Genomic DNA, 20204 nt, shown 5'->3' on the forward strand with positions numbered 1-20204 from the left:
CCGCTAGCATGTCCCTGACAACCGACAGGAACTGCTCATGCCGAACGAGCGCAAACCTCACACCGACACCCGTATCGTCCACGCCGGACGCGATCTCGACAGCGGCGCCGGGCGGCCCGTCAATCCACCGGTGGTGCGCTGGAGCAGCGTACTGTTCGACGATCTGGACCACATGCGGAAAACCGAGGCGCAGGGCCAACTGAGCTACGGCGCCAACGGCAACCCAACCGCCCAGGCACTCGAAGCCTTTGTCACCGAACTCGAAGGCGGCCATGGGACACGCCTCTACGCCACGGGCTTGGCAGCCATCGCGCAGATGTTCCAAGCCTACCTGCGGCCAGGCGATCATGTGCTTATCACGGACGCCGTCTACGGCCCGGTACGTCGCCTGGCACGGGACTTTCTGGAGCCATTCGGCATCGAGTACAGCTTCTTCTCGACAGACGGCGCTGACGTCGAAGCGCGCCTGCAGCCCAAGACCCGCATGGTGTACGCCGAGGTTCCCGGGTCATTGGCCTATGAGATGTGCGACTTGCCCGCGCTATCAGCGCTGTGCAAGGCCCGCAATATTCTGCTGGCCGTCGACAATACCTGGGGTTCGGGCGTGATCTACCGCCCGCTTCAGCTGGGCGCCGACATTTCCGTTATGGCGCTCACGAAGTACATCGCCGGCCACTCCGACGTCATGATGGGCAGCGTAACGACGACCGCACATTGCTGGGAGCCGCTGGCTCGCATGAATACCGCCGTCGGCAACACGGTGAGCCCGGACGACGCGTACCTCGTACTGCGGGGCGCGCGCACCCTGCGTGCCCGCCTCGCGCTGCACCAGCAAAACGCGTTGAAGGTGGCGACGTGGCTACAGGGCCGCCCGGAAGTACTGCGTGTGCTCCATCCTGCCCTGCTCGATGATCCGGGCCATGCCCTATGGAAACGTGACTGCACTGGGGCGAATGGGCTGTTGAGTTTCGAGTTCAAGCAGCGCGATAACGCAATAATCGATCGCTTCGTTGCGGCGCTGACCCTGTTCGGCGTGGGCTATTCCTGGGGTGGTTACGAAAGTCTGGTCAGCGTCGTGACCACCCGCGGAACCCGCACCGTAGCGGACTGGAGCCAAACCGGACCGATGATCCGCCTACACATCGGGCTCGAAGATCCGGATGACCTGATCCACGACTTGGAACGGGCGTTCGCCGCGATCTGATCTCATCTGAATCCACGGTGGACTGCAAGGTATCTGTAGGGTGGAATCCCGAAGGGCTTCCACATTTGCCTCGAATGGCACGATCAAGATGGTTCGGCTCGGCGCCGGCAGCGCGTACCCTCGGGAACGTCGCCTATACCGGCTGACTACAGTTCCGGTGCAGGCCATTCGGTGGGTTACGCTTCGCTAACCCACCCTACGAGGCTGCGATCTGACCCATCTGAATCCACCGTGGGCCGCAAGGCTTCTGTAGGGTGGAATCCCGAAGGGCTTCCACCGTTTACCTCGAATGGCACGATCATGATGTTTCGGCTCGACGCCGGCAGCGCGTACCCTCGCGACCATCGCCTATACCTGCTGACTACAGTTCCGACGCCGACCATCCGGTGGGTTACGGTTCGCTAACCCGCCCTCCGTGACTGATCATCCCTTGATCCACGGTGGGCTGAGGCCCACCAGCCGGACGCCGGCGACACGGCTGGGATGCCGGGCGAAAAAATTCCGACTCTCGGGTTCCCCTTTTCATGTCTCGCTTGGCAATAGAGCAATCACTCCGATTGCCAAGGGAATTCCCATGCGTCGTATCCCCGTCCGCGCCCATGCACGCCATCATCTGACACGCGCCATTCGCGCCGCGCTCGTTGCGTTACCCTTCAGCGCTGTCAGCCTCACAGCGCTGGCTCAGGCGACACTGCCCTCTCAGCAGACCAGCGTCCGCGCCTACGACATTCCGGCGGGCCCGCTACCGGCCGCCCTGACTCGATTCGCGGCGGAATCCGGCGTGATGCTGTCGAGCCCGGCCACCCTAACGGCCGGCCAGCAGACAGCCGGCCTGGCGGGGGAATACAGCGTCACGGAAGGATTCGCGCGCCTGCTACAGGGCAGCGGCCTGCAGGCTATACGTACCGAGGGCGGCACGTGGACCGTGATCGAAGCGCCCGTCGCCCAGGACGCCGGCATGGAACTCGGACCGCTCTATGTCCAGGGTTCGCTGGGCAACGCACTGGGGTCGATGGAAGGTTTCAACGCCACGCACAGCAGCGTCGCCACCAAGACCAGCAAGGAAATCGCCAAGACCACGCAAAGCGTGTCGGTGGTTACGCGGGAGCAGATCGACCGACAAGGTTCTGAGACCGTCGCCGAAGCACTGCGCTACACACCCGGCGTATTGACGAATCCCTACGGCCACACCCAGCGCTACGATTACCTGGCACTGCGTGGCATCAATGATGGCTCGGTCGATAACATCATCATCGACGGACTGAAATCCATGGGCGATCCAGGTTCGTTCTCGACCCTGCAGATCGACCCGTTCTTCCTCGAACGTATCGACGTGCTTAAGGGCCCCTCCTCCGTGCTGTACGGCCGTAGCAACCCGGGCGGGCTGGCAGCGCTGACCACCAAGCGGCCCGAATTCGAAGCCAAGGGGCGCCTAGATGCGTCCTACGGCAGCAATGACACGAAAAATCTGGGTCTGGACTACACCGCACCCATCAACGACAACATCGCCTATCGACTGGTCGGCGTTGCCGAGGACGGTGACAGCCAAACGGACGGCGTGAAACAGACCCGCTACGCCGTGATGCCCAGCGTCACGCTGAATCTGAGCGACGACACGCAGCTCAACGTTTACGCCTACCTGCAACACGACCCCAACGGCGGCTATCACGGTAGCCTTCCGGCCTCGGGCACGATAGACAAGCGCAACGGCAAGCGGCTGTCGCAAAGCTTCTTCGAGGGCGAGAAAAGCATCGAGAACTTCAGCCGCACCCAGCAGATGGTGGGCTATGATTTCGAACATCGCTTCAATGACGTCTGGAGTGCGCGGCAGAACTTCCGCTATCTGGATGCGGAAACCGAGCTCGATCAGATCTGGCAAAGCGGTTATGTCGGGGACAGCAATGTGCTGCGCCGTGGTTACAGTGGCGGCGATGAAAAACTGCACGCCTGGATCGTCGACAACATGTTGCAGGCTGAATTCGAGACCGGCGCGGCCTCGCACACCGTGGTCATGGGTGTGGACTACCAGTATTCGAAGAACCGCATCCACAACAATTCGGACTACGCGACCATCGCCGGCCTGGATATCTTCAACCCGGTCTACGGCAACGTCGACCTCTCCAACGTGGCCCCGTCGGCAGACGCGCTACGCCGCCAGAAGCAGGCCGGCGTCTATCTACAAGATCTGGTCGAGGTCGATCGCTGGAATTTCTCCGCCGGTCTGCGCCAGGACTGGTACGACGTCTCCATTGACGACAATATCGTCGGCAAGGACGCAAACCGGGGCGAGAAGCTGAGCGGGCACCTCGGTGCGCTCTATACCTTCGATAACGGCATCGCCCCGTACATCAGCTATTCGACATCCTTCAACCCCACATCGAACTACTCCAGCGGCGCGCAAATCCTGGCACCAACCACCGGCAAGCAGTGGGAAGCCGGCGTTAAGTTCCAGCCCAACGGCACCGACGACCTTTATACCGTCTCGGTCTTCGACCTGACGCTGCAGAACCTGTACGCCAAGGAAAACGATCTCTCCACAAGTTCGTTCTACAAGGGTGTCGGTGAAGTGCGTTCGCGCGGCGTCGAACTCGAAGCGCGGGTCGACGTGACCGATGCGCTCCGACTGATCGGCAGCTATACGTGGAATGATGTCGAATACAGCAAGTCTTACTTCGCCTATGACGTTTCCGGAAACGTCGTCGACGCGAAAGGCAATACGCCCTACCAGACGCCAGAGCACATGGGCAGTGTCTGGGCGGACTACCGCTTCGATGACGGCCCTCTCGCTGGCTTTGGTGTCGGTCTCGGTGCCCGTTATGTCGGCAGCAGCTACGGCAACGATGCGCATGACTTCAAGGTGCCGTCCTACACGCTCTTCGACGCTGCGGTCAGCTACGACCTCGGCCGAGTCGGTCTGAAGGACACGACGATCCGCGTCAACGCGAACAACCTCACCGACAAGTACTACGTGGCGTCCTGCTACTCGGCGACCGCGTGCTACCTGGGCGCCGAGCGCAACGTCACGGCGACGGTGAGCCATTCGTTCTAAAGCGAGGGGCAGACGGAAAGGTGGATAAGCCGCAGGCGTGATCCACTGTTCACCGTTGTGGTCCATCGTTTGCGAATCCGTTCTTGAGTTCGTTCAGAACCGTAGAGCGGATTAGCCGCAGCCCTGCAGGGTGGGTTAGCAACGCGTACCCCACTGCAAGGATCGGCACCGCAAAGGCGAACCTCTGCCAAGCGTAAGGTGGTGCGGGCAACACCAGCACGGCTGGGCCTTCCCGTCGTGCTGGGTATCGGTTCGAGGTAAACGGTGGAAGCCCTTCGGGATTCCACCCGACGGTGCTGAAGCGGGTCAGCTGTAGGGTGGGTTAGCAACGCGTAACCCACCGCAACGATCGGCATCGCAAAGGAGGTTACTTAGGCCCGAAGGCGCCGATGTCAGAAATTCGCAGGCGTCGTGGCGCTGATCAGGCGGGCGGGGACATCGAAGGGGTTGCGAAACCGATGCGGCTGGTTGCTCTCGAAGTAATACCCGTCGCCCTTCTCCAGGATGTACACCTCACCGGCAACCGTCAGCTCCAGGCGGCCCTCGGTGACCATCCCCGCTTCCTGCCCTTCATGATTGAGCATTTCATCACCGGTGTCGGCACCTGGCGGGTACGTTTCGTCCAGAAAGGCGAACGCCCGGCTAGGATGCGCCTTCCCCACAAGCTTCATGGTAACCGTGCCGCTAGAGATATCGATCAGGTCGGTCGAGCGATAAACGACCTGAGGCTGGGTCTCCTGCTCCACATCCAGCGAAAAGAACTCGACCAGCGACATGGGAATGCCAGCCAGTACCTTCTTGAGCGAGCTCACGGAGGGGCTGACGCTGTTCTTTTCGATCATGGAAATCGTGCTGTTGGTTACGCCAGCACGCTTGGCGAGTTCACGCTGGGAAAGCCCTTTGAGCTTGCGAATGGCCTGCAGCCGAACACCTACGTCCAATAGCGGAGTCCCTCGGGGAGATGCAAATCAAGGAGCGGCGTATCATGGCACAGTGTTCAAGATTTTCAACACGACAGGCGTATCAGTCGTCGCCCTGATACGTGACCTGCACCCGCTTGAGATTGCAGAAAATCTCGTAGGGAATCGTCTCCGCCGCCTCCGCCACTGCGCTTGCGGGAACGTTGCGCCCCCAGAGCTCCACCGTCGAGCCCACACCGGCTCCGGGATGATCGGTCAGATCCACCGTCAGCATGTCCATGGACACCCGGCCAATCAACCGGCCGGGACGGCCATCGACGAACACTGGAGTGCCGGTTGGGGCATGGCGGGGATAACCATCCGCGTAGCCCATGGCAACGATGCCAACGCGCGTTGGCTTATCCGTGACGAAGCGCGCTCCATACCCCACAGGCTCACCCGCTGGCAGGTCTCGAATCGCGATGATCCGGGACTCGACCGTCATCACTGGCTGCAACCGGGCGGCGGCGGCTTGTGGCGCATCGAACGGTGTTGCCCCATAGAGCATGAGGCCCGGGCGGACCCAGTCGCTGGGGACGGTTGGCCATCCCAGGACAGCGGGTGAATTTCTGAGGCTTACTTCGCCTGGCAATCCGGCGCGAGCAGCCTCGAACGTAGCCAGTTGTTCGTCGGTACGCAGGCAATCCAACTCGTCCGCGCGGCTGAAGTGGGTCATCAGCACGATGTCACGGACCTTGCCGCTGCCGTTCAGTCGATCCCATACGTCGCGGTATTCGGCCGGATGGAAACCGACACGGTGCATACCGGAATCCACTTTCAGCCAGACGCGGATGGGCGTCTCGATGGCGGCACGCTCGATCGCCTCGACCTGCCAGGGCGCATGCACGACGATCCAGAGATCATGTGCCATGACCAATCGAAGTTCGTCGGCTTCGAAGATGCCTTCCAGCAACAGGATCGGTCGGGTAATGCCTGCTTCGCGCAGTTCGAGCGCCTCTTCGATCGCCGCCACCGCGAACCCATCCGCCTCGTCACCCAGCGCTTTCGCGCACCTGACAGCGCCATGGCCATAGGCATTCGCCTTCACGACGGCGAGCGCTTTCGCGCCACTCAGTTCACGGGCCAGACGATAGTTATGACGGAGCGCTTGGAGGTCGATAAGGGCGCGAGCGGGACGCATGGGGATTCTCGAACGTGAAGAAAAGGAAGGATAAGCGCAAAGCGCCCGGCAATGCCGGACGGCTTCTCCTACAGGGGCAGGCAGCCTGCCCCAGGGTCAGAGTCAGGGCAGGGCCGCGATGACGGTCATCTCGACCAGAACGTCAGGCGAGTACAGCTTGGCTTCGACGCACGCGCGCGCCGGGGACTTGCCCGCCGGCACCCAGGCATCCCAGACCTTGTTCATACCGTCGCGGTCATCGATGTCTTTCAGAAAGATCGTGATCGAGAGAATGCGTGTCTTGTCGGTCCCTGCTTCGGCCAGGAAGGCGTCGATGCTGTCGAGCGTAGCCTTCGTCTGGGCCTCGATGCCTTCGCTGTGATTCTCATCGAGCTGGCCGGCCAGATAGACGGTGCCGTTGTGGATAACGATTTCGCTCAGGCGCGGCTCAGTTCGCAGGCGCTGTATGGACATGCGGTTTCAACTCCTTGGTGGTGCCATATCGGGAAATATCCAGGCCTTCAGCGCTGATCTGAGGACGCTTCCGGGCAATGACGTCCGCCAGGAAACGACCCGAACCGCAGGCCATGGTCCAGCCAAGCGTACCGTGTCCGGTGTTCAGATACAGGTTCTTGAACGGTGTGGCGCCCACGATTGGCGTTCCATCCGGCGTCGCTGGGCGCAGTCCGGTCCAGAACGTCGCCTGGGAAAGGTCGCCGCCCTGGCCGTACAGGTCATTGGTAATCATCTCCAGCGTTTCACGCCGCTCGGGATTCAGAGACAGATCGTAGCCGGAAATCTCAGCCATGCCGCCCACCCGAATTCGCTGATCAAAGCGGGTAATGGCTACCTTGTAGGTCTCATCCAGAATAGTCGAACGCGGCGCCATGTCGGGATTCACGATCGGCACCGTCAGCGAATAGCCTTTGAGCGGATAGACCGGAGCGCGAATGCCCAGCGGCTTGAGCAACTCCGGACTGTAGCTGCCCAGCGCCAGTACATAGCGGTCCGCCTTTTCCAGGGTCCCGTCGATCCAGACACCGTCGATGCGGTCACCCGAGAACGCGAGGCGCTGGATGTTCTGCTCGAAACGAAATTCGACGCCCAATGCACGTGCCATCTCAGCGAGCCGTGTGGTGAACATCTGGCAGTCGCCGGTCTGGTCGTTGGGAAGGCGCAGCGCGCCGGCAAGCTTGTGCCGGACATGCGCGAGCGCAGGCTCGACGCGAGCGATACCGTCCCGATCGAGCAGCTCATAAGGCACCCCCGAGCGCTCCAGCACAGCGGTGTCCTTCGCCGCGGCGTCCACCTGCGCCTGCGTGCGGAACAGCTGCGTCGTTCCCAGCTGCCGGCCTTCGTAGCCGATACCGGTTTCGGCACGCAGTTCATCCAGGCAATCACGGCTGTATTCGGAAAGCCGAACCATGCGTTCCTTGTTCACGGCGTAGCGCGACGCCGTGCAGTTGCGCAGCATTTGAACCATCCACAGGTACTGATCCAGGTCCGCGGTCGGCTTGATGGCCAGCGGCGCGTGCTTGCGCTGCAGCATCCATTTCAATGCCTTGAGCGGCACGCCTGGGGCCGCCCATGGCGAGGCGTATCCGGGGGAAACCTGCCCCGCATTGGCAAAACTGGTTTCCAGCGCCACGCCAGGCTGGCGATCGACGACTACTACCTCAAAGCCGGCACGAGCCAGGTAGTACGCACTTACGGTGCCGATTACACCGCTGCCAAGGACCATCACACGCATCGATCGACTCCCACGACAGGTTATGTCGGATTTGGGGGTTGAATAGCAAAGTTATGGCTAGTGTAAAAAAGGCAACGCAGTGCTTTCGTTCGTATGTATGCGTATATTCGGGAGAATCTCTCGACTCAGACGCCTTTCTTGGAGACGCTCATGCGCACCCAGCATCAAAGCAAGCGTGAACTGGACCGGATCGACCGCAATATTCTGCGCATCCTTCAACAGGACGGGCGGATCTCCTTCACCGAACTGGGCGAACGCGTGGGCCTGTCCACAACGCCCTGCACCGAGCGGGTCCGGCGCCTGGAGCGCGAGGGCATCATCATGGGTTACCACGCGCGCCTGAATCCGCAGCAGCTCAAGGCAAGCCTGCTGGTCTTCGTCGAGATCAGCCTGGACTACAAGTCCGGCGACACCTTCGAAGAATTTCGCCGCGCGGTATTGAAGCTTCCTCACGTGCTGGAATGTCACCTGGTATCGGGCGACTTCGACTACCTGGTGAAAGCACGAATCAACGAGATGACCAGCTACCGCAAGCTGCTTGGCGACATCCTGCTCAAGCTGCCGCACGTCCGCGAATCCAAGAGCTACATCGTCATGGAAGAGGTGAAGGAATCCCTCACGCTGCCCGTTCCGGATTGAGCGCCGCCCTGGCACGCCGGTTGGCAAAGCCTGTGCCCGCGCCGTATGCTCGCGACGCCTACACCCCGCTCTTTTCAGGATTTCGATCATGAACGCCCGCGTCCAGACGCCTGCACGCCACGCGCCTTCCTATTACGCTGCCACCGCGAACCGCACCCTCGAGTGCCCCGCCCTGCAGGGCGACGTGACAGCTGACGTCTGCGTCGTCGGCGGTGGATTTTCCGGCCTGAATAGCGCCATCGAGCTCGCCCAGCGCGGGCTTTCGGTGGTGTTGCTGGAGGCACACGCCATCGGCTGGGGCGCCAGCGGCCGCAATGGCGGGCAGCTCATTCGCGGCGTGGGCCATGATGTTGAACAGTTCCGTGGGCAGATCGGCGACGACGGCGTACGCACCCTCAAACTCATGGGCTTCGAGGCGGTGGATATCGTCCGCGAGCGCGTCGAAACCCACGGCATCGATTGTGACCTGACCTGGGGTTACTGCGATCTCGCCAACAAACCCAAGCACCTGGATGGCTTCCGCGAGGACTACGAAGAGCTGCGCACCCTCGGGTACAAGCACCCGCTGCGGATGCTCGATGCCAACGAGCTGCGTGAAGTCATCGGCAGCGACCGCTATGTCGGTGGCATGGTCGACATGGGCTCCGGGCACCTGCACCCGTTGAACCTGGCACTCGGCGAGGCGGCGCTGGCTCAGTCGTTGGGCGTGCGCATTCACGAGCAATCGGCGGTGACGCGTATCGAATATGGAGCGAAGGTCGCCGTGCACACGTCAACCGGCGTGGTGCGTGCAGACACGCTCGTCCTCGGATGCAACGCGTACCTGGGCGACCTGCAACCCGAGCTGGGCGGAAAGGTGCTGCCGGCGGGCAGCTATGTGATAGCGACCGAACCGCTGAGCGAAGCGCAGGCACACGCATTACTCCCATCCAACATGGCCGTCTGTGATCAGCGCGTCGCATTGGACTATTTCCGCCTCTCCGCCGACCGACGTCTCCTGTTCGGTGGCGCCTGCCATTATTCCGGGCGGGATCCCAAGGACATCGCGGCCTATATGCGCCCGAAGATGCTGGCGGTATTTCCGAGCCTGTCGAACGGTCGCATCGACTACCAATGGGGCGGCATGATCGGTATTGGTGCGAATCGCCTGCCGCAGATTGGCCGCCTCCGCGAGCATCCGAACGTTTACTACGCCCAGGCCTACGCCGGACATGGTGTCAACGCCACCCACCTGGCCGGAAAGCTTCTGGCCGAGGCGATTACAGGCCAGCAATCCGGCCGCTTCGACCTCTTCGCCAAGGTTCCTCACCCGACCTTCCCGGGCGGCCGCCACTTCCGTTCGCCGCTACTCGCACTCGGCATGCTCTGGCACCGGCTCAAGGAGTTGCTCTGAGCCCTCAGCCGCGCGCAGGCAAGGGCACCGAAGAGCGGGGCTTGTAGAAGACCAATACGTTCCCGAGCATCACCAGTAGCAGCCCGATCAGTGCAGGCGGAGTCCACTGGTAACCCTCGACAAGGGCGGAAACGTTCAGGGCCACGACGGGGAAAAGCACCGTGCAGTAAGCGGCCCGCTCCGCTCCAATGCGTCCGACCAGCGTCAGGTAGGCGGTGAAGCCAATCACCGAGCCCGGAATGGCCAGGTACACCAGGGACCCCAGGTAACGCGCACTCCAGTCGATCTGCAGGTCGGCACCTCGGACGAGGCTGATAATGGCCAGAAGCACAGCACCGTAGAGCATCCCCCAGGCATTGGTGGAAAGCGGTCGCAAGCCCCGGGACTGCTGCAGGCTCGATAGCATGTTGCCGAACGAGAAGGACAGGGTCCCGCCGAGCGCCAGCAGAAAGCCGTAAAGCGTCTCGGCACGAAACGCCGGTCCACTCAGTTCTGGCCAGAACAGTAAAACCAACCCAGCCATGCCGAAGGCGCTTCCTCCGATGACCGTCGCTGCGATACGACGTCCGAAGAACAACCGCGCGTTGAAGGCATTCCAGACCACAGCTGTCGAGAAGATTACCGCGATGAGACCGCTGGACACCCATTGACTGGCTACATAGAAGCAGATGAAGTTCAGACAGAACAGACAGGCGCCCTGGGCCAGGCAGATGAAATGGCCGCGTCGATCCATGGGTTGCAGTGCGCCACGGATCAGCAGAAATGCGAACAGCACGATGGCCGCCAGTGCAAATCGATAGGCGATGGACACGGTGAGATCGACCACTCCAACCTGCCATTTGATGGCGATCCAGGTCGTACCCCAGATCAGCACGGTCACGAGATAAAGCGATAGGTTCATGAAGCGTCTCCGGTGAGAGAAGACAGTCTTCACCGGGACATCATCGCAGCGCTTGCAGGATCTTGCGCACATTGTCGTCGACAGGCTGGCAAACCGGTTCGGTCACGCTAGAGTGGCCACAGAGGTGCAGCCATGTCCGCCATTGAATCCCTTCAGATCTATTCCGCAATGAGCCAATCGCCGAACGCTCGCGTGGAGCAGCTTGCCGACCTGGGCGACGGTCTGCACGCGGTGCTGTGGACCAACCACGACGATGCCCGTGACTACCACGCGCCGAGCCACCACACCCTTTCATGCTACATCGATGACGGGCGCGGCACGTTCAGACGCGAAGCACCGACACAGAAAGGTGCGCCGGACAAGCTGTGCATCATGCCCGCCGGGCACTCCTCGTCCTGGATCGTGAATGGCCGCATCCGCCTGATGCACCTTTACTTCAGTCAGGAGCGCTTCGCGATGGGCAGCGTCAGGTTGCTCGATCAGGAGCCGCGCGAATTGCAATTGCGCGAAGGGACCTTCGTCGAGGACTCGCGCCAGGCGCAGCGCTTCCGCCAGTTGCTGAGCCTGCGCTGGAGTGAGCCAGGTGAGCGTGTGCTGACCAGCACCCTGGCCCACGAGATTGTCGATCAATTGTTGCTCACCCAAGTCAGACGAGCGCAGGCGCCGAGCGTGCGCGGTGGCCTTAGCCCGGCCGTCCGCCGACGCCTGCTCGACTTCATCGAACAGCATCTGGATGCGCCACTCACCCTGGGGGACCTCGCTGCGGTGGCTGCGCTTTCCGAATTTCACTTCGCGCGGATGTTCCGGGCAAGTGTCGGACTACCGCCCCACCGTTACGTGCTCGCCCGGCGTCTGGCACGTGCCAGCGAGGGGCTTCGCAAGCAGGATCTCTCCCTGAGTGACGTGGCGCTTGCCTGCGGCTTTGCGAGTGCTAGCCATTTCGCCAATCGCTTCCGCGCAGCCTTCGGTGTCACCCCGACGCAGTATCGCGCCGCGTTTCGCAGCTGATTCAGCACGCACGGTCAACGCAGCAGCCGCCAAAAAGGGCGGTAGGCCTCTTCCAGTGCCTGCTGGCGAGTCAGCCCTACATCCTTGAGCACCGCTTCGTCCAGCGTGCGCAAGGCGCGCCGGGTCGTCCAGCGCAACCAGAAGCGTTGCCAGATCGACACGGATGACCGAGTGGCGCTGGGTGCGCGCTGTGTGATGGGCTGAAGGCGTGCCGGAGCGGTCTGCTCGCGGCGCTCGAATGTCTGGAGATAGGCCTGATTGAGGTCGCTCATGGGTCGGTCCTTGCGTTTATCGACGGTCCTGACCATGATCGTCCTCCATACAGATTCGACACAGACTCAAGCATTCTTTTTAATTGCCATACAGATAGCGTGATTCACGATCTGAATGGCTTTTTTATGCGACATCTGTATGGTTCCTCCTCTCTTTTACAGACCATCGTTCCATGACCCGTTATCAGGCACTGGCCGACACACTGGCCGTTCGCATCCAGCAGGGGCTGTATCGCCCCGGTGATCGTCTGCCCTCGGTTCGCGCCCTGAGCATCGAGCATGGGGTCAGCCTCAGCACCGTCCAGCAGGCCTATCGCGTGCTGGAGGACCGCGCTTTGGCGCTGCCGCGGCCGAAGTCCGGCTACTATGTCCCGCCTGAGCGGCCCCTACCGGATTTGCCCCGCGTCATGCGCGGCGCGCAGCGGCCGGTGGAGGTGTCCCAATGGGAGCAAGTGCTCGAGTTGATGAGCGAAGAGCCAAGCGAACTGACCACACAGTTCGGCCGCGGCCGGCCCGACATCGACGGCCCGACGCTCAAACCCCTCATGCGCGCGCTTTCACGCTACGGTCGCCATCAGCACCTGAGCGGGCTCACCTACGGAAGCATCCAGGGTAACGCGGCATTGCGTGAGCAGATTTCGCGACTCCTTCTGGACTCGGGCGCGCAGGTGCCGGCGGAGGAGCTGATCATCACCAACGGCTGCCACGAGGCGCTGTCGACGGCCATCCGCGCGCTGTGCCTGCCGGGCGACGTGGTGGCGGTGGACTCCCCGGCGTTCCATGGGGTAATGCAGGCGTTGAAAGGTTTCGGCCTCAAGGCGCTCGAACTGCCAACCGACCCCATGGAAGGCATCAACCTCGACGCACTGGAGATGGCGCTCGAACAGTGGCCAATCAAGGTTCTCCAGCTCACGCCCAGCTGCAACAACCCGCTGGGCTACATCATGCCGGACCACAAGAAACGCGCCCTGTTGTCGCTGGCGCAGCGCTACGACCTTGCGATCATCGAGGACGACGTCTATGGCGATCTCGCCTACCGCTACCCTCGGCCGCGCACCATCAGGTCCTTCGACGAGGACGGCCGCGTCCTGCTGTGCAGTTCGTTCTCCAAGACCCTGGCGCCGGGCCTGCGCACTGGCTGGATCGCGCCGGGTCGGTATTACGACAAGGTGCTTCACATGAAGTACATGGGCAGCGGCCCCAGCGCCACCCTGCCGCAACTGGCGCTGACCGAATTCATCGATGGCGGGCATTTCGAGCCGCACCTGCGCCGGATGCGCCAGCAATACCAGCACAGTCGCGACCAGATGATCGGCTGGGTAACCCGCTACTTTCCAGAAGGCGCCAAGGCGAGTCGCCCCGAGGGCAGCTTCATGCTGTGGATCGAGCTGGACGAGCACTTCGACGCCTTGCGACTGAACCGCGAGCTGCGTCCACGAGGCATCCAGGTTGCACCCGGCAATATCTTCTCGGCAGCTGGCAAATACCGGAATTGTCTGCGCATGAGCTACGCCGCCCGACCGACCCCCGCGCTTGAGTCTGCAGTGCGTACAGTCGGGGAAACAGCGTCGCGGCTATTGGCTGAAATCGAATGAAACCGAAGCGGCCTGCTCGTCTGAAGCGCATCGCTGAATTTGCTGCGAGCGGCGGCGTCCAAGGTCCGATCCCCTTCCCTGGAGCAGGTATCTTGCCCGCACTCTGGTTGATGTTGGTGCTGGTTTTGCTCGGTGGCTGCAGCAGCGTCCAGCCCGTCGAACCCTCGCATGCCTTGCCTTCGGAGGGCACCTGGCTCGGCGACCGCGTACGCGAAGGGGCCGCTGAGCATATGAAGGGCTACTCCGGCGTGCGCCTGCTGGCAGACAGCACCGAGGCGTTCACCGCTCGTGCCGAGCTTGCCCGCCATGCCCAACACAGTCTCGACCTTCAGTACTACATCGTTCACGACGGGCTCAGCACCCGCAACCTCATAGAAGAAGTGCTCGCCGCAGCAGACCGCGGCGTGCGCGTGCGGATCCTGCTCGACGACACATCCGCCGATGGCCAGGACGCCGAGATCGCGCTGTTCGCGGCGCACCGGAACATTTCGGTGCGAGTCTTCAATCCGCTGCATCTGGGTCGTATCAGCGGCATGACGCGATCGCTCGGCCGCCTGTTGAACCTGAATCTGCAGCACAGGCGCATGCACAACAAGCTGTGGCTGGCCGACAGCGCAGTCGCCATTGTGGGCGGGCGCAACATCGGCGATGAGTACTTCGATGCCGAACCCCAGCTCAATTTCACGGACCTGGACCTGCTCGGCGCTGGGCCCGTTGCCAAGGACCTTGCCCAAAGCTTCGACGAATACTGGAACAGCTCCCTGAGCCTGCCAATCAAGCAGTTCGTCTGGCGCCGGCCGACCAAGAAGGAATTGCGCGAGAGCCGGTCCCTGCTCGAGGCGTCGCTTCAGGAGTCGCGCCGTGCAGACCCCGAGCTGTTCGAACGCCTCACCCATTACCGCGTCGAGCCAAAGCTGGCCACCTGGATGCAGGAGTTGATGTGGGTGCCTGCGCTCGCGCTATGGGATGCCCCTGCGAAGGTTCTTGCCAGCGACGAACCGGATCCACAACTGCTGCTCGCCACCCGACTTGCGGGGGAGATGGAAGAGGTCGAGCACGAACTCATGCTCGTCTCGGCCTATTTCGTGCCGACCCAGGCCGGCGTTGATTACCTGACGCGGCGCGCCGACGAAGGTGTCGCCATCAGCCTGCTGACCAACTCGCTGGAGGCCACCGATGTTCCCGCGGTGCATGGCGGGTATGCACCCTACCGTGCCGAGCTGCTCGCCCATGGGGTGAAGCTGTTCGAGTTGCGGCGCCAGGCCGAGCAGGAAGTGTCGTACAGCTATACCGGCGACTCCGAATCCTCGTTGCACACCAAGGCCGCGATCCTGGATCGGCAGAAGGTCTTCATCGGCTCGTTCAACTTCGATCCACGCTCGATGCTGTGGAACACCGAGGTCGGCGTGCTGGTGGACAGCAAGGCTCTCGCCGAGCAGGTGCGCAACCTGACACTCGAAGGTATGTCGCCAGCCTTGAGCTACCAGGTGCATCTGGACACCGACAAAAACGGCCGCGAGCGCCTGGTCTGGTGGACCGAAGAGCACGGCAAACCCTATCGCCTTACGCGCGAGCCCGGTGGGCTCTGGCGACATTTCAACGCCTGGATCTCACGGGCAATCGGCCTCGAACGCATGCTTTGATGGAGGCTCAATGAGTACCAATCGGATGACGGTTGGCGTAATCGCCGACACCCATGGCCTGATGCGCCCGGAGGCGATCGAGGCCCTGGACGGCAGCGACCACATCTTCCACGCCGGCGACATCGGTTCGCCTGAGATTCTTGATGCCCTCCGCAGCCTGGCGCCGCTCTGCGTGATCCGCGGCAACAACGATGACAAACCCTGGGCGGCCGACCTGCCTGACGCGCTCACGGTTGATCTGGCCGGCGTGCGGCTCCATATGCTGCACGACCGCAAGGAGCTCGATCGCTACCCGGCACCGGCAGGCACACAGGTCATCATTGCCGGGCACTCGCACAAGCCGCTGCTCGAATGGCGAGGCGACACCTTCCACCTCAACCCGGGCGCTGCGGGGCGCCGTCGCTTTCGCCTGCCGATCACCGTAGCCCGCCTGCTGATCGACGATGGCCGAATCGAGGCCGAGCACATCGATCTGCTCCCAACGTGATTCGCCGGGCAGCCGTCGACGGGAACCCTTAGAATGCCCCCCGCTCGAACCTTTACATCTGAAATCGGAGACATCGCCATGACCCTGGACGAACTGAACGCATTGCCTGGCGTGACCGGTGAACCGGAAGCCTTCACCCAGGATTACGTCTTCAACCACACCATGATCCGCGTGAAGGACATCGAGAAATCACTGGATTTCTACACCCGCGTGCTGGGCTTCACCCTGCTTGAGGTCAGCCGTCACCCGGACGCCGAGTTCGACCTGTACTTCCTCGCCCTGATCAAGGACAAGACCCAGATTCCGCTGGACGCCACCGAACGTCACCAGTGGCGCAAGTCGATCCCGGGCCTCGTCGAGCTGACCTACAACTACGGGACTGAAAAGGACCCTGAGTTCAGCTACCACAGCGGTAACAGCGACCCGCGCGGTTTCGGTCACCTGTGCGTCTCGGTCCCTGACATCAAGGCTGCGTGCGAGCGCTTCGAACAGCTGGGCGTGGACTTCCAGAAGCGCCTGACCGATGGCCGCATGCGCAGCATCGCATTCATCAAGGATCCGGACGGCTACTGGGTAGAAATCATCCAGTTCACCGAAGTGGAATGATCAACCAGCCGTCATAGGACGGTAGGAACGAAAAAGGCAGGCAACCCGTTGGGGTTGGCCTGCCTTTTTTTCGCCTTTGAGATTCAGCGCGCCCAGCGTTCGAATCGATAGGCCGGCCGGCCGTCCTCTGCTGGATGTTCCGCCTCGACCTTGCGCTGCCACCCCGACTCATCGAAAGCCGGGAACCAGGCATCCCCTTCGGGCGCCAGATCGACGCGGGTCAGGTAGAGCCGGTCCGCCAGCGGCAGCGCCTGCTCGTACAGCTGGGCCCCACCGATCAGCATCACTTCATCGACGCCTTGTTCTGCCGCCCATTCATCCGCGCGCGCACGGGCGTCCTCGACCGTCTGAAAGACCTCGGCGCCTTCGAGCGTGAGCCTCTGTTGACGGCTGACCACAAGATTCAATCGGCCGGGCAAGGGCCTGCCGAGCGAGTCCCAGGTCTTGCGCCCCATGATGATGGGCTTGCCCAGCGTCTTGGCCTTGAAGTAGCGCAGATCCTCTGGCAAGCGCCAGGGCAGTTGGTTGTCACGGCCGATGACGCGATTGCTCGCGACGGCCGCAATGAGAGCGAGGGGAAGTCGTGGTGTAGTCATGGCAGAAGGATATAGCAGCCTGGAATTGCGGGCCATGCGCGCATGATCGATCGGCTAGCGCTTTTTCGGGTCAGATGGGTATGGCGCACGGGGCTTTGCAGCGTAGCGCAGCGCCTGCGATGCTTCTGCCACTTCACCGTTTCCGAGATCCTGCGTGTCCGACCCCCTACCCTCGCATTCCATTCTCGACCGTATCTGGCTGACCGAAGCCGTGCGGCTTCGTGAGGAACACACCGGCCCACTCGAAGACAGCGAGGCCAATCGCCACGCCAACGCGCTGGGCGGCGATCTTGCCGAACGGATCGAACGCCGCGCGCGCTTTCTCGCCGAACGAGACGGCCAGGCCCAGGCGCTTCAGCATTGGCGCCAGGGCGCGCATCTGGCGCTCATCGCGTTGGCGTTGTTCGCCCTCGTTGCCGGCGCAGGCCTCGCCTGGTCAGCACTTGGCGACGGTGCGCGTCCCGTGAATGTGTTCTGGTCACTGGGTAGCTTGCTGGGCTTGCATGCGTTGACCCTGGCTGGCTGGTTGATCGGCTTCGCCGTCATGGGTGACAGTGGCGGCGCACTGGGCCGAACGTGGCTGTGGCTGAGCGGCAAGCTCGCCCGTGATGCCCAGGCGGTCCACATGGCGCCGGCGCTCATGCATACGCTTGGGCAACGCCGCCTGACTCGCTGGGGCCTTGGGGCGCTGGTCAACGGATTCTGGACGCTACTGCTGTTGGCCAGCCTGGCTGGCCTGTTGCTACAGTTCTCCGCGCGCCGCTACGGCTTCGTCTGGGAGACCACGCTTCTGGGCAGCGACACGTTCGTCGCGCTTACCCAGGCCCTTGGCTGGCTACCGGCGCAGATCGGTTTTCCTGTACCCGATATCGACGCCATACGCGCCAGTGGTGGCGAGATGGTTGCGGATGAAGGCGTTCGCCAGGCATGGGCCGGCTGGCTGGTCGGCGTACTGGTGGTCTACGGATTGGCGCCACGAGCGTTGCTGGCACTGCTTTGCATCGTGAGGTGGCGAAACGGCGTCTCCCGTTTGCGGCTGGATCTCGACGCACCGGGCTATCGTCTGCTGCGTGACCGTTTACAACCTTCGAGCGAGCGACTGGGTGTTTCGGATGACGCACCGGACGCCTTGCATGCCGCGCGCGCGGGCTCGCGAATAGGCGCCGCCGAAGGTGCGGTCATCGTCGGCATCGAGCTTGACGACGCGCACGCCTGGCCACCGCGCTTGCCGCCCAATGTCGTGGATGCCGGCATCCTGGACACCCGGGAACAGCGCCGCCAGCTGCTTGACGGGCTCTCGCGGCGGCCACCGGCTCGTCTGGCCATCGCCTGCGATCCACGCCGCTCACCCGACCGCGGCACTTTGGGCCTGATTGCAGAGCTTTCCCGGACAGCAGCCAATACGCACGTCTGGCTCGCGCTGCCCGAAGGCGTGCCAGCGGATCCCGCGCGGCTACTGGACTGGGAGCAGCGGCTTGCTGAGCTCGGCCTCCCCTATTCTCACGCATTGGCAGAAGCGTGGCTGGAGAACGTCAATGAGTGAGCACCTGGCCCATAGGCTCACAAGCCCCATTGTTCGGAGGCAATCATGAGTTCGCGCCGCCCTCTGAAACTTGCCGTGGTAGGTCATACGAATGTTGGTAAGACCTCCCTGCTGCGTACCTTGACCCGTGACACTGGCTTCGGCGAAGTATCACACCGCGCCAGCACAACGCGACACGTAGAAGGTGCGAGGCTCTCCGTCGATGGCGAGGCGATGCTCGAACTGTACGACACACCAGGCCTCGAGGATGCCATCGCCCTGCTCGACTATCTCGAGCGGCTGGAGGCCCCCGGCGAGCGCCTGGACGGGCCGGCGCGTATCGCACGGTTTCTCGACAGCAGCGAAGCACGGCAACGTTTCGAGCAGGAAGCCAAGGTTCTGCGCCAGCTGCTGGCATCCGACGCAGGGCTCTATGTCATCGACGCGCGCGAGCCGGTGCTTGCGAAATATCGGGATGAGCTGGAAGTCCTGGCCAGTTGCGGCAAGCCGCTGTTGCCGGTGCTCAATTTCGTTGCCGCCGAGACCCGCGAAGCCGAATGGCGCGATGCCATGGCCCGCCTCGGTTTGCATGCGCTTGTACGTTTCGACAGCGTGGCACCGCCGCTCGACGGTGAACGGCGCTTGTACGAGAGCCTGGCGTTACTCATCGAGACAGCGCGGCCCCAGCTCGAACGCCTGATCGTCGACCACGAAGCGCAGGCGGCCACCCGGCTGCGGGAAGGCCAACGACTGATCGCGGAGCTGTTGATCGATGCAGCCGCCTGCCGGCGCAGTGTAGCGACCGAGGCCGAGCAGGAGCGCGCCGCAATCGGTGCTCTGCGTGACGCCGTGCGCCAGCGTGAACAACGCTGCGTGGAAGCCCTGCTGCGGCTCTACGCGTTCAGACTGGACGATGCGTCGGCTGAGGACCTGCCCCTGTTGAACGGTCGCTGGGGTGATGACCTGTTCAATCCAGAGACGCTACGACAGCTGGGCGTTCAGGTGGGCGGCGGTTTCGCGGCGGGCGCAGCGGCGGGTGCGGGCATCGACCTCATGGTCGGCGGCCTGACCCTGGGTGCAGCCACTGTACTCGGCGCGCTGGCGGGCGGTGGCGCCCAGACAGCACGCCTTTATGGAAGCCGATTGCTCGGCAAACTGCGCGGCGAACGTGAGTTGACGGTGGATGATGCGGTCATTCGCCTGCTCGCCGTGCGCCAGCGCCAGCTTCTGGAGGCACTGGTCGCGCGAGGCCATGCGGCGGTACAGCGGCTGAAGCTCGAGGAGCCCGGCGAAGATCGGTGGCGGGAGGGCAAGATGCCAGAGGCAGTCCGTAGGGCGCGCGCGCACCCGGAATGGTCTTCACTCAATCCCGGCGCTCGCCTGGAGCACAGCGAACGTCGCGAGCAGATCATCGAGCTGGCGCAAGCCCTTGCCGCGGACACGTGATTGGCCCAGGTTCG

At 62.7% G+C, this 20204-nt stretch carries 18 protein-coding genes; 11 read left to right on the plus strand and 7 right to left on the minus strand.

The window, feature by feature from the left end; all coding sequences use genetic code 11:
- Positions 1-37 precede the first annotated feature (37 nt).
- Together metC and ACY8D3_RS17765 are read left to right on the plus strand one after the other, a co-directional pair.
- A complete protein-coding gene (gene metC, locus ACY8D3_RS17760) occupies positions 38-1204 on the plus strand; it encodes a cystathionine beta-lyase (RefSeq protein ID WP_462380136.1) in 1167 nt (388 codons plus the stop codon).
- Positions 1205-1778: 574 nt separating this feature from the next.
- Complete coding sequence (locus ACY8D3_RS17765) at positions 1779-4253, plus strand: TonB-dependent siderophore receptor (RefSeq protein WP_462380137.1); 2475 nt, start codon at positions 1779-1781, stop codon at positions 4251-4253.
- 392 nt (positions 4254-4645) lie between these two features.
- On the opposite strand, the gene ACY8D3_RS17770 is transcribed toward ACY8D3_RS17765, so the two are convergent.
- The 4 genes from ACY8D3_RS17770 to dadA form a co-directional block, all read right to left on the minus strand.
- Positions 4646-5194, minus strand: a complete 549-nt coding sequence (locus ACY8D3_RS17770; RefSeq protein ID WP_462380138.1) for a cupin domain-containing protein — start codon at positions 5192-5194, stop codon at positions 4646-4648.
- Positions 5195-5276: 82 nt separating this feature from the next.
- Positions 5277-6353, minus strand: coding sequence for an alanine racemase (gene alr, locus ACY8D3_RS17775; protein WP_462380139.1), 1077 nt, complete (start codon positions 6351-6353; stop codon positions 5277-5279).
- A gap of 102 nt (positions 6354-6455) precedes the next feature.
- Positions 6456-6806, minus strand: coding sequence for a RidA family protein (locus ACY8D3_RS17780; RefSeq protein ID WP_462380140.1), 351 nt, complete (start codon positions 6804-6806; stop codon positions 6456-6458).
- Complete coding sequence (dadA, locus tag ACY8D3_RS17785) at positions 6781-8082, minus strand: D-amino acid dehydrogenase (protein ID WP_462380141.1); 1302 nt, start codon at positions 8080-8082, stop codon at positions 6781-6783. Before dadA ends, ACY8D3_RS17780 begins: the two co-directional genes overlap by 26 nt.
- 150 nt (positions 8083-8232) lie before the next feature.
- Here dadA and dadR point away from each other — a divergent pair, with 150 nt between their 5' ends.
- Both dadR and ACY8D3_RS17795 read left to right on the plus strand, forming a co-directional pair.
- Positions 8233-8721, plus strand: a complete 489-nt coding sequence (gene dadR, locus ACY8D3_RS17790) for a transcriptional regulator DadR (RefSeq protein WP_462380142.1) — start codon at positions 8233-8235, stop codon at positions 8719-8721.
- A gap of 88 nt (positions 8722-8809) precedes the next feature.
- Positions 8810-10114 (plus strand): NAD(P)/FAD-dependent oxidoreductase, encoded by a 1305-nt coding sequence (locus ACY8D3_RS17795; protein WP_462380143.1) that lies wholly within the window; start codon positions 8810-8812, stop codon positions 10112-10114.
- A 4-nt stretch (positions 10115-10118) separates the two neighbouring features.
- On the opposite strand, the gene ACY8D3_RS17800 is transcribed toward ACY8D3_RS17795, so the two are convergent.
- On the minus strand, positions 10119-11015 hold the full coding sequence (locus tag ACY8D3_RS17800) for a DMT family transporter (RefSeq protein WP_462380144.1): 897 nt from the start codon (positions 11013-11015) through the stop codon (positions 10119-10121).
- Positions 11016-11147: 132 nt separating this feature from the next.
- Here ACY8D3_RS17800 and ACY8D3_RS17805 point away from each other — a divergent pair, with 132 nt between their 5' ends.
- Positions 11148-12023, plus strand: a complete 876-nt coding sequence (locus ACY8D3_RS17805; RefSeq protein WP_462380145.1) for a helix-turn-helix domain-containing protein — start codon at positions 11148-11150, stop codon at positions 12021-12023.
- A gap of 14 nt (positions 12024-12037) precedes the next feature.
- Here ACY8D3_RS17805 and ACY8D3_RS17810 read toward each other — a convergent pair whose 3' ends face one another.
- Positions 12038-12295 carry a DUF1127 domain-containing protein gene (locus tag ACY8D3_RS17810; protein ID WP_462380146.1) on the minus strand — a complete coding sequence of 86 codons (258 nt, stop codon included), beginning with the start codon at positions 12293-12295 and terminating at the stop codon, positions 12038-12040.
- 173 nt (positions 12296-12468) lie between these two features.
- Here ACY8D3_RS17810 and ACY8D3_RS17815 point away from each other — a divergent pair, with 173 nt between their 5' ends.
- The 4 genes from ACY8D3_RS17815 to gloA all read left to right on the plus strand — a co-directional run bounded on the left by ACY8D3_RS17815 (position 12469) and on the right by gloA (position 16626).
- Positions 12469-13890: an aminotransferase-like domain-containing protein gene (locus ACY8D3_RS17815; protein WP_462380147.1), complete on the plus strand. Its 1422-nt coding sequence runs from the start codon at positions 12469-12471 to the stop codon at positions 13888-13890.
- Between the two features lie 110 nt (positions 13891-14000).
- Positions 14001-15533, plus strand: a complete 1533-nt coding sequence (locus tag ACY8D3_RS17820; RefSeq protein WP_462384425.1) for a phospholipase D family protein — start codon at positions 14001-14003, stop codon at positions 15531-15533.
- 25 nt (positions 15534-15558) lie between these two features.
- On the plus strand, positions 15559-16020 hold the full coding sequence (locus ACY8D3_RS17825) for a metallophosphoesterase family protein (RefSeq protein WP_462384427.1): 462 nt from the start codon (positions 15559-15561) through the stop codon (positions 16018-16020).
- Positions 16021-16098: 78 nt separating this feature from the next.
- Positions 16099-16626: a lactoylglutathione lyase gene (gloA, locus tag ACY8D3_RS17830; protein ID WP_462380148.1), complete on the plus strand. Its 528-nt coding sequence runs from the start codon at positions 16099-16101 to the stop codon at positions 16624-16626.
- Positions 16627-16709: 83 nt separating this feature from the next.
- On the opposite strand, the gene ACY8D3_RS17835 is transcribed toward gloA, so the two are convergent.
- On the minus strand, positions 16710-17258 hold the full coding sequence (locus ACY8D3_RS17835; protein WP_462380149.1) for a dihydrofolate reductase: 549 nt from the start codon (positions 17256-17258) through the stop codon (positions 16710-16712).
- 118 nt (positions 17259-17376) lie between these two features.
- Here ACY8D3_RS17835 and ACY8D3_RS17840 point away from each other — a divergent pair, with 118 nt between their 5' ends.
- Together ACY8D3_RS17840 and ACY8D3_RS17845 are read left to right on the plus strand one after the other, a co-directional pair.
- Positions 17377-18765 (plus strand): DUF2868 domain-containing protein, encoded by a 1389-nt coding sequence (locus tag ACY8D3_RS17840; RefSeq protein WP_462380150.1) that lies wholly within the window; start codon positions 17377-17379, stop codon positions 18763-18765.
- Positions 18766-18810: 45 nt separating this feature from the next.
- Positions 18811-20190, plus strand: a complete 1380-nt coding sequence (locus tag ACY8D3_RS17845) for a GTPase/DUF3482 domain-containing protein (RefSeq protein ID WP_462380151.1) — start codon at positions 18811-18813, stop codon at positions 20188-20190.
- The last annotated feature ends 14 nt before the right edge of the window (positions 20191-20204 follow it).

The sequence above is a fragment of the Pseudomonas sp. Marseille-QA0892 genome, from assembly GCF_054950135.1.

Bases quoted from the DNA above. Each gene is read 5' to 3' on its own strand.
- metC (WP_462380136.1), top strand. From the start codon at position 38: ATGCCGAACGAGCGCAAACCTCACACCGACACCCGTATCGTCCACGCC.
- ACY8D3_RS17765 (WP_462380137.1), top strand. From the start codon at position 1,779: ATGCGTCGTATCCCCGTCCGCGCCCATGCACGCCATCATCTGACACGC.
- alr (WP_462380139.1), bottom strand. From the start codon at position 6,353: ATGCGTCCCGCTCGCGCCCTTATCGACCTCCAAGCGCTCCGTCATAAC.
- ACY8D3_RS17780 (WP_462380140.1), bottom strand. From the start codon at position 6,806: ATGTCCATACAGCGCCTGCGAACTGAGCCGCGCCTGAGCGAAATCGTT.
- dadA (WP_462380141.1), bottom strand. From the start codon at position 8,082: ATGCGTGTGATGGTCCTTGGCAGCGGTGTAATCGGCACCGTAAGTGCG.
- dadR (WP_462380142.1), top strand. From the start codon at position 8,233: ATGCGCACCCAGCATCAAAGCAAGCGTGAACTGGACCGGATCGACCGC.
- ACY8D3_RS17795 (WP_462380143.1), top strand. From the start codon at position 8,810: ATGAACGCCCGCGTCCAGACGCCTGCACGCCACGCGCCTTCCTATTAC.
- ACY8D3_RS17800 (WP_462380144.1), bottom strand. From the start codon at position 11,015: ATGAACCTATCGCTTTATCTCGTGACCGTGCTGATCTGGGGTACGACC.
- ACY8D3_RS17805 (WP_462380145.1), top strand. From the start codon at position 11,148: ATGTCCGCCATTGAATCCCTTCAGATCTATTCCGCAATGAGCCAATCG.
- ACY8D3_RS17810 (WP_462380146.1), bottom strand. From the start codon at position 12,295: ATGAGCGACCTCAATCAGGCCTATCTCCAGACATTCGAGCGCCGCGAG.
- ACY8D3_RS17815 (WP_462380147.1), top strand. From the start codon at position 12,469: ATGACCCGTTATCAGGCACTGGCCGACACACTGGCCGTTCGCATCCAG.
- ACY8D3_RS17820 (WP_462384425.1), top strand. From the start codon at position 14,001: ATGTTGGTGCTGGTTTTGCTCGGTGGCTGCAGCAGCGTCCAGCCCGTC.
- ACY8D3_RS17825 (WP_462384427.1), top strand. From the start codon at position 15,559: ATGACGGTTGGCGTAATCGCCGACACCCATGGCCTGATGCGCCCGGAG.
- gloA (WP_462380148.1), top strand. From the start codon at position 16,099: ATGACCCTGGACGAACTGAACGCATTGCCTGGCGTGACCGGTGAACCG.
- ACY8D3_RS17835 (WP_462380149.1), bottom strand. From the start codon at position 17,258: ATGGCCCGCAATTCCAGGCTGCTATATCCTTCTGCCATGACTACACCA.
- ACY8D3_RS17845 (WP_462380151.1), top strand. From the start codon at position 18,811: ATGAGTTCGCGCCGCCCTCTGAAACTTGCCGTGGTAGGTCATACGAAT.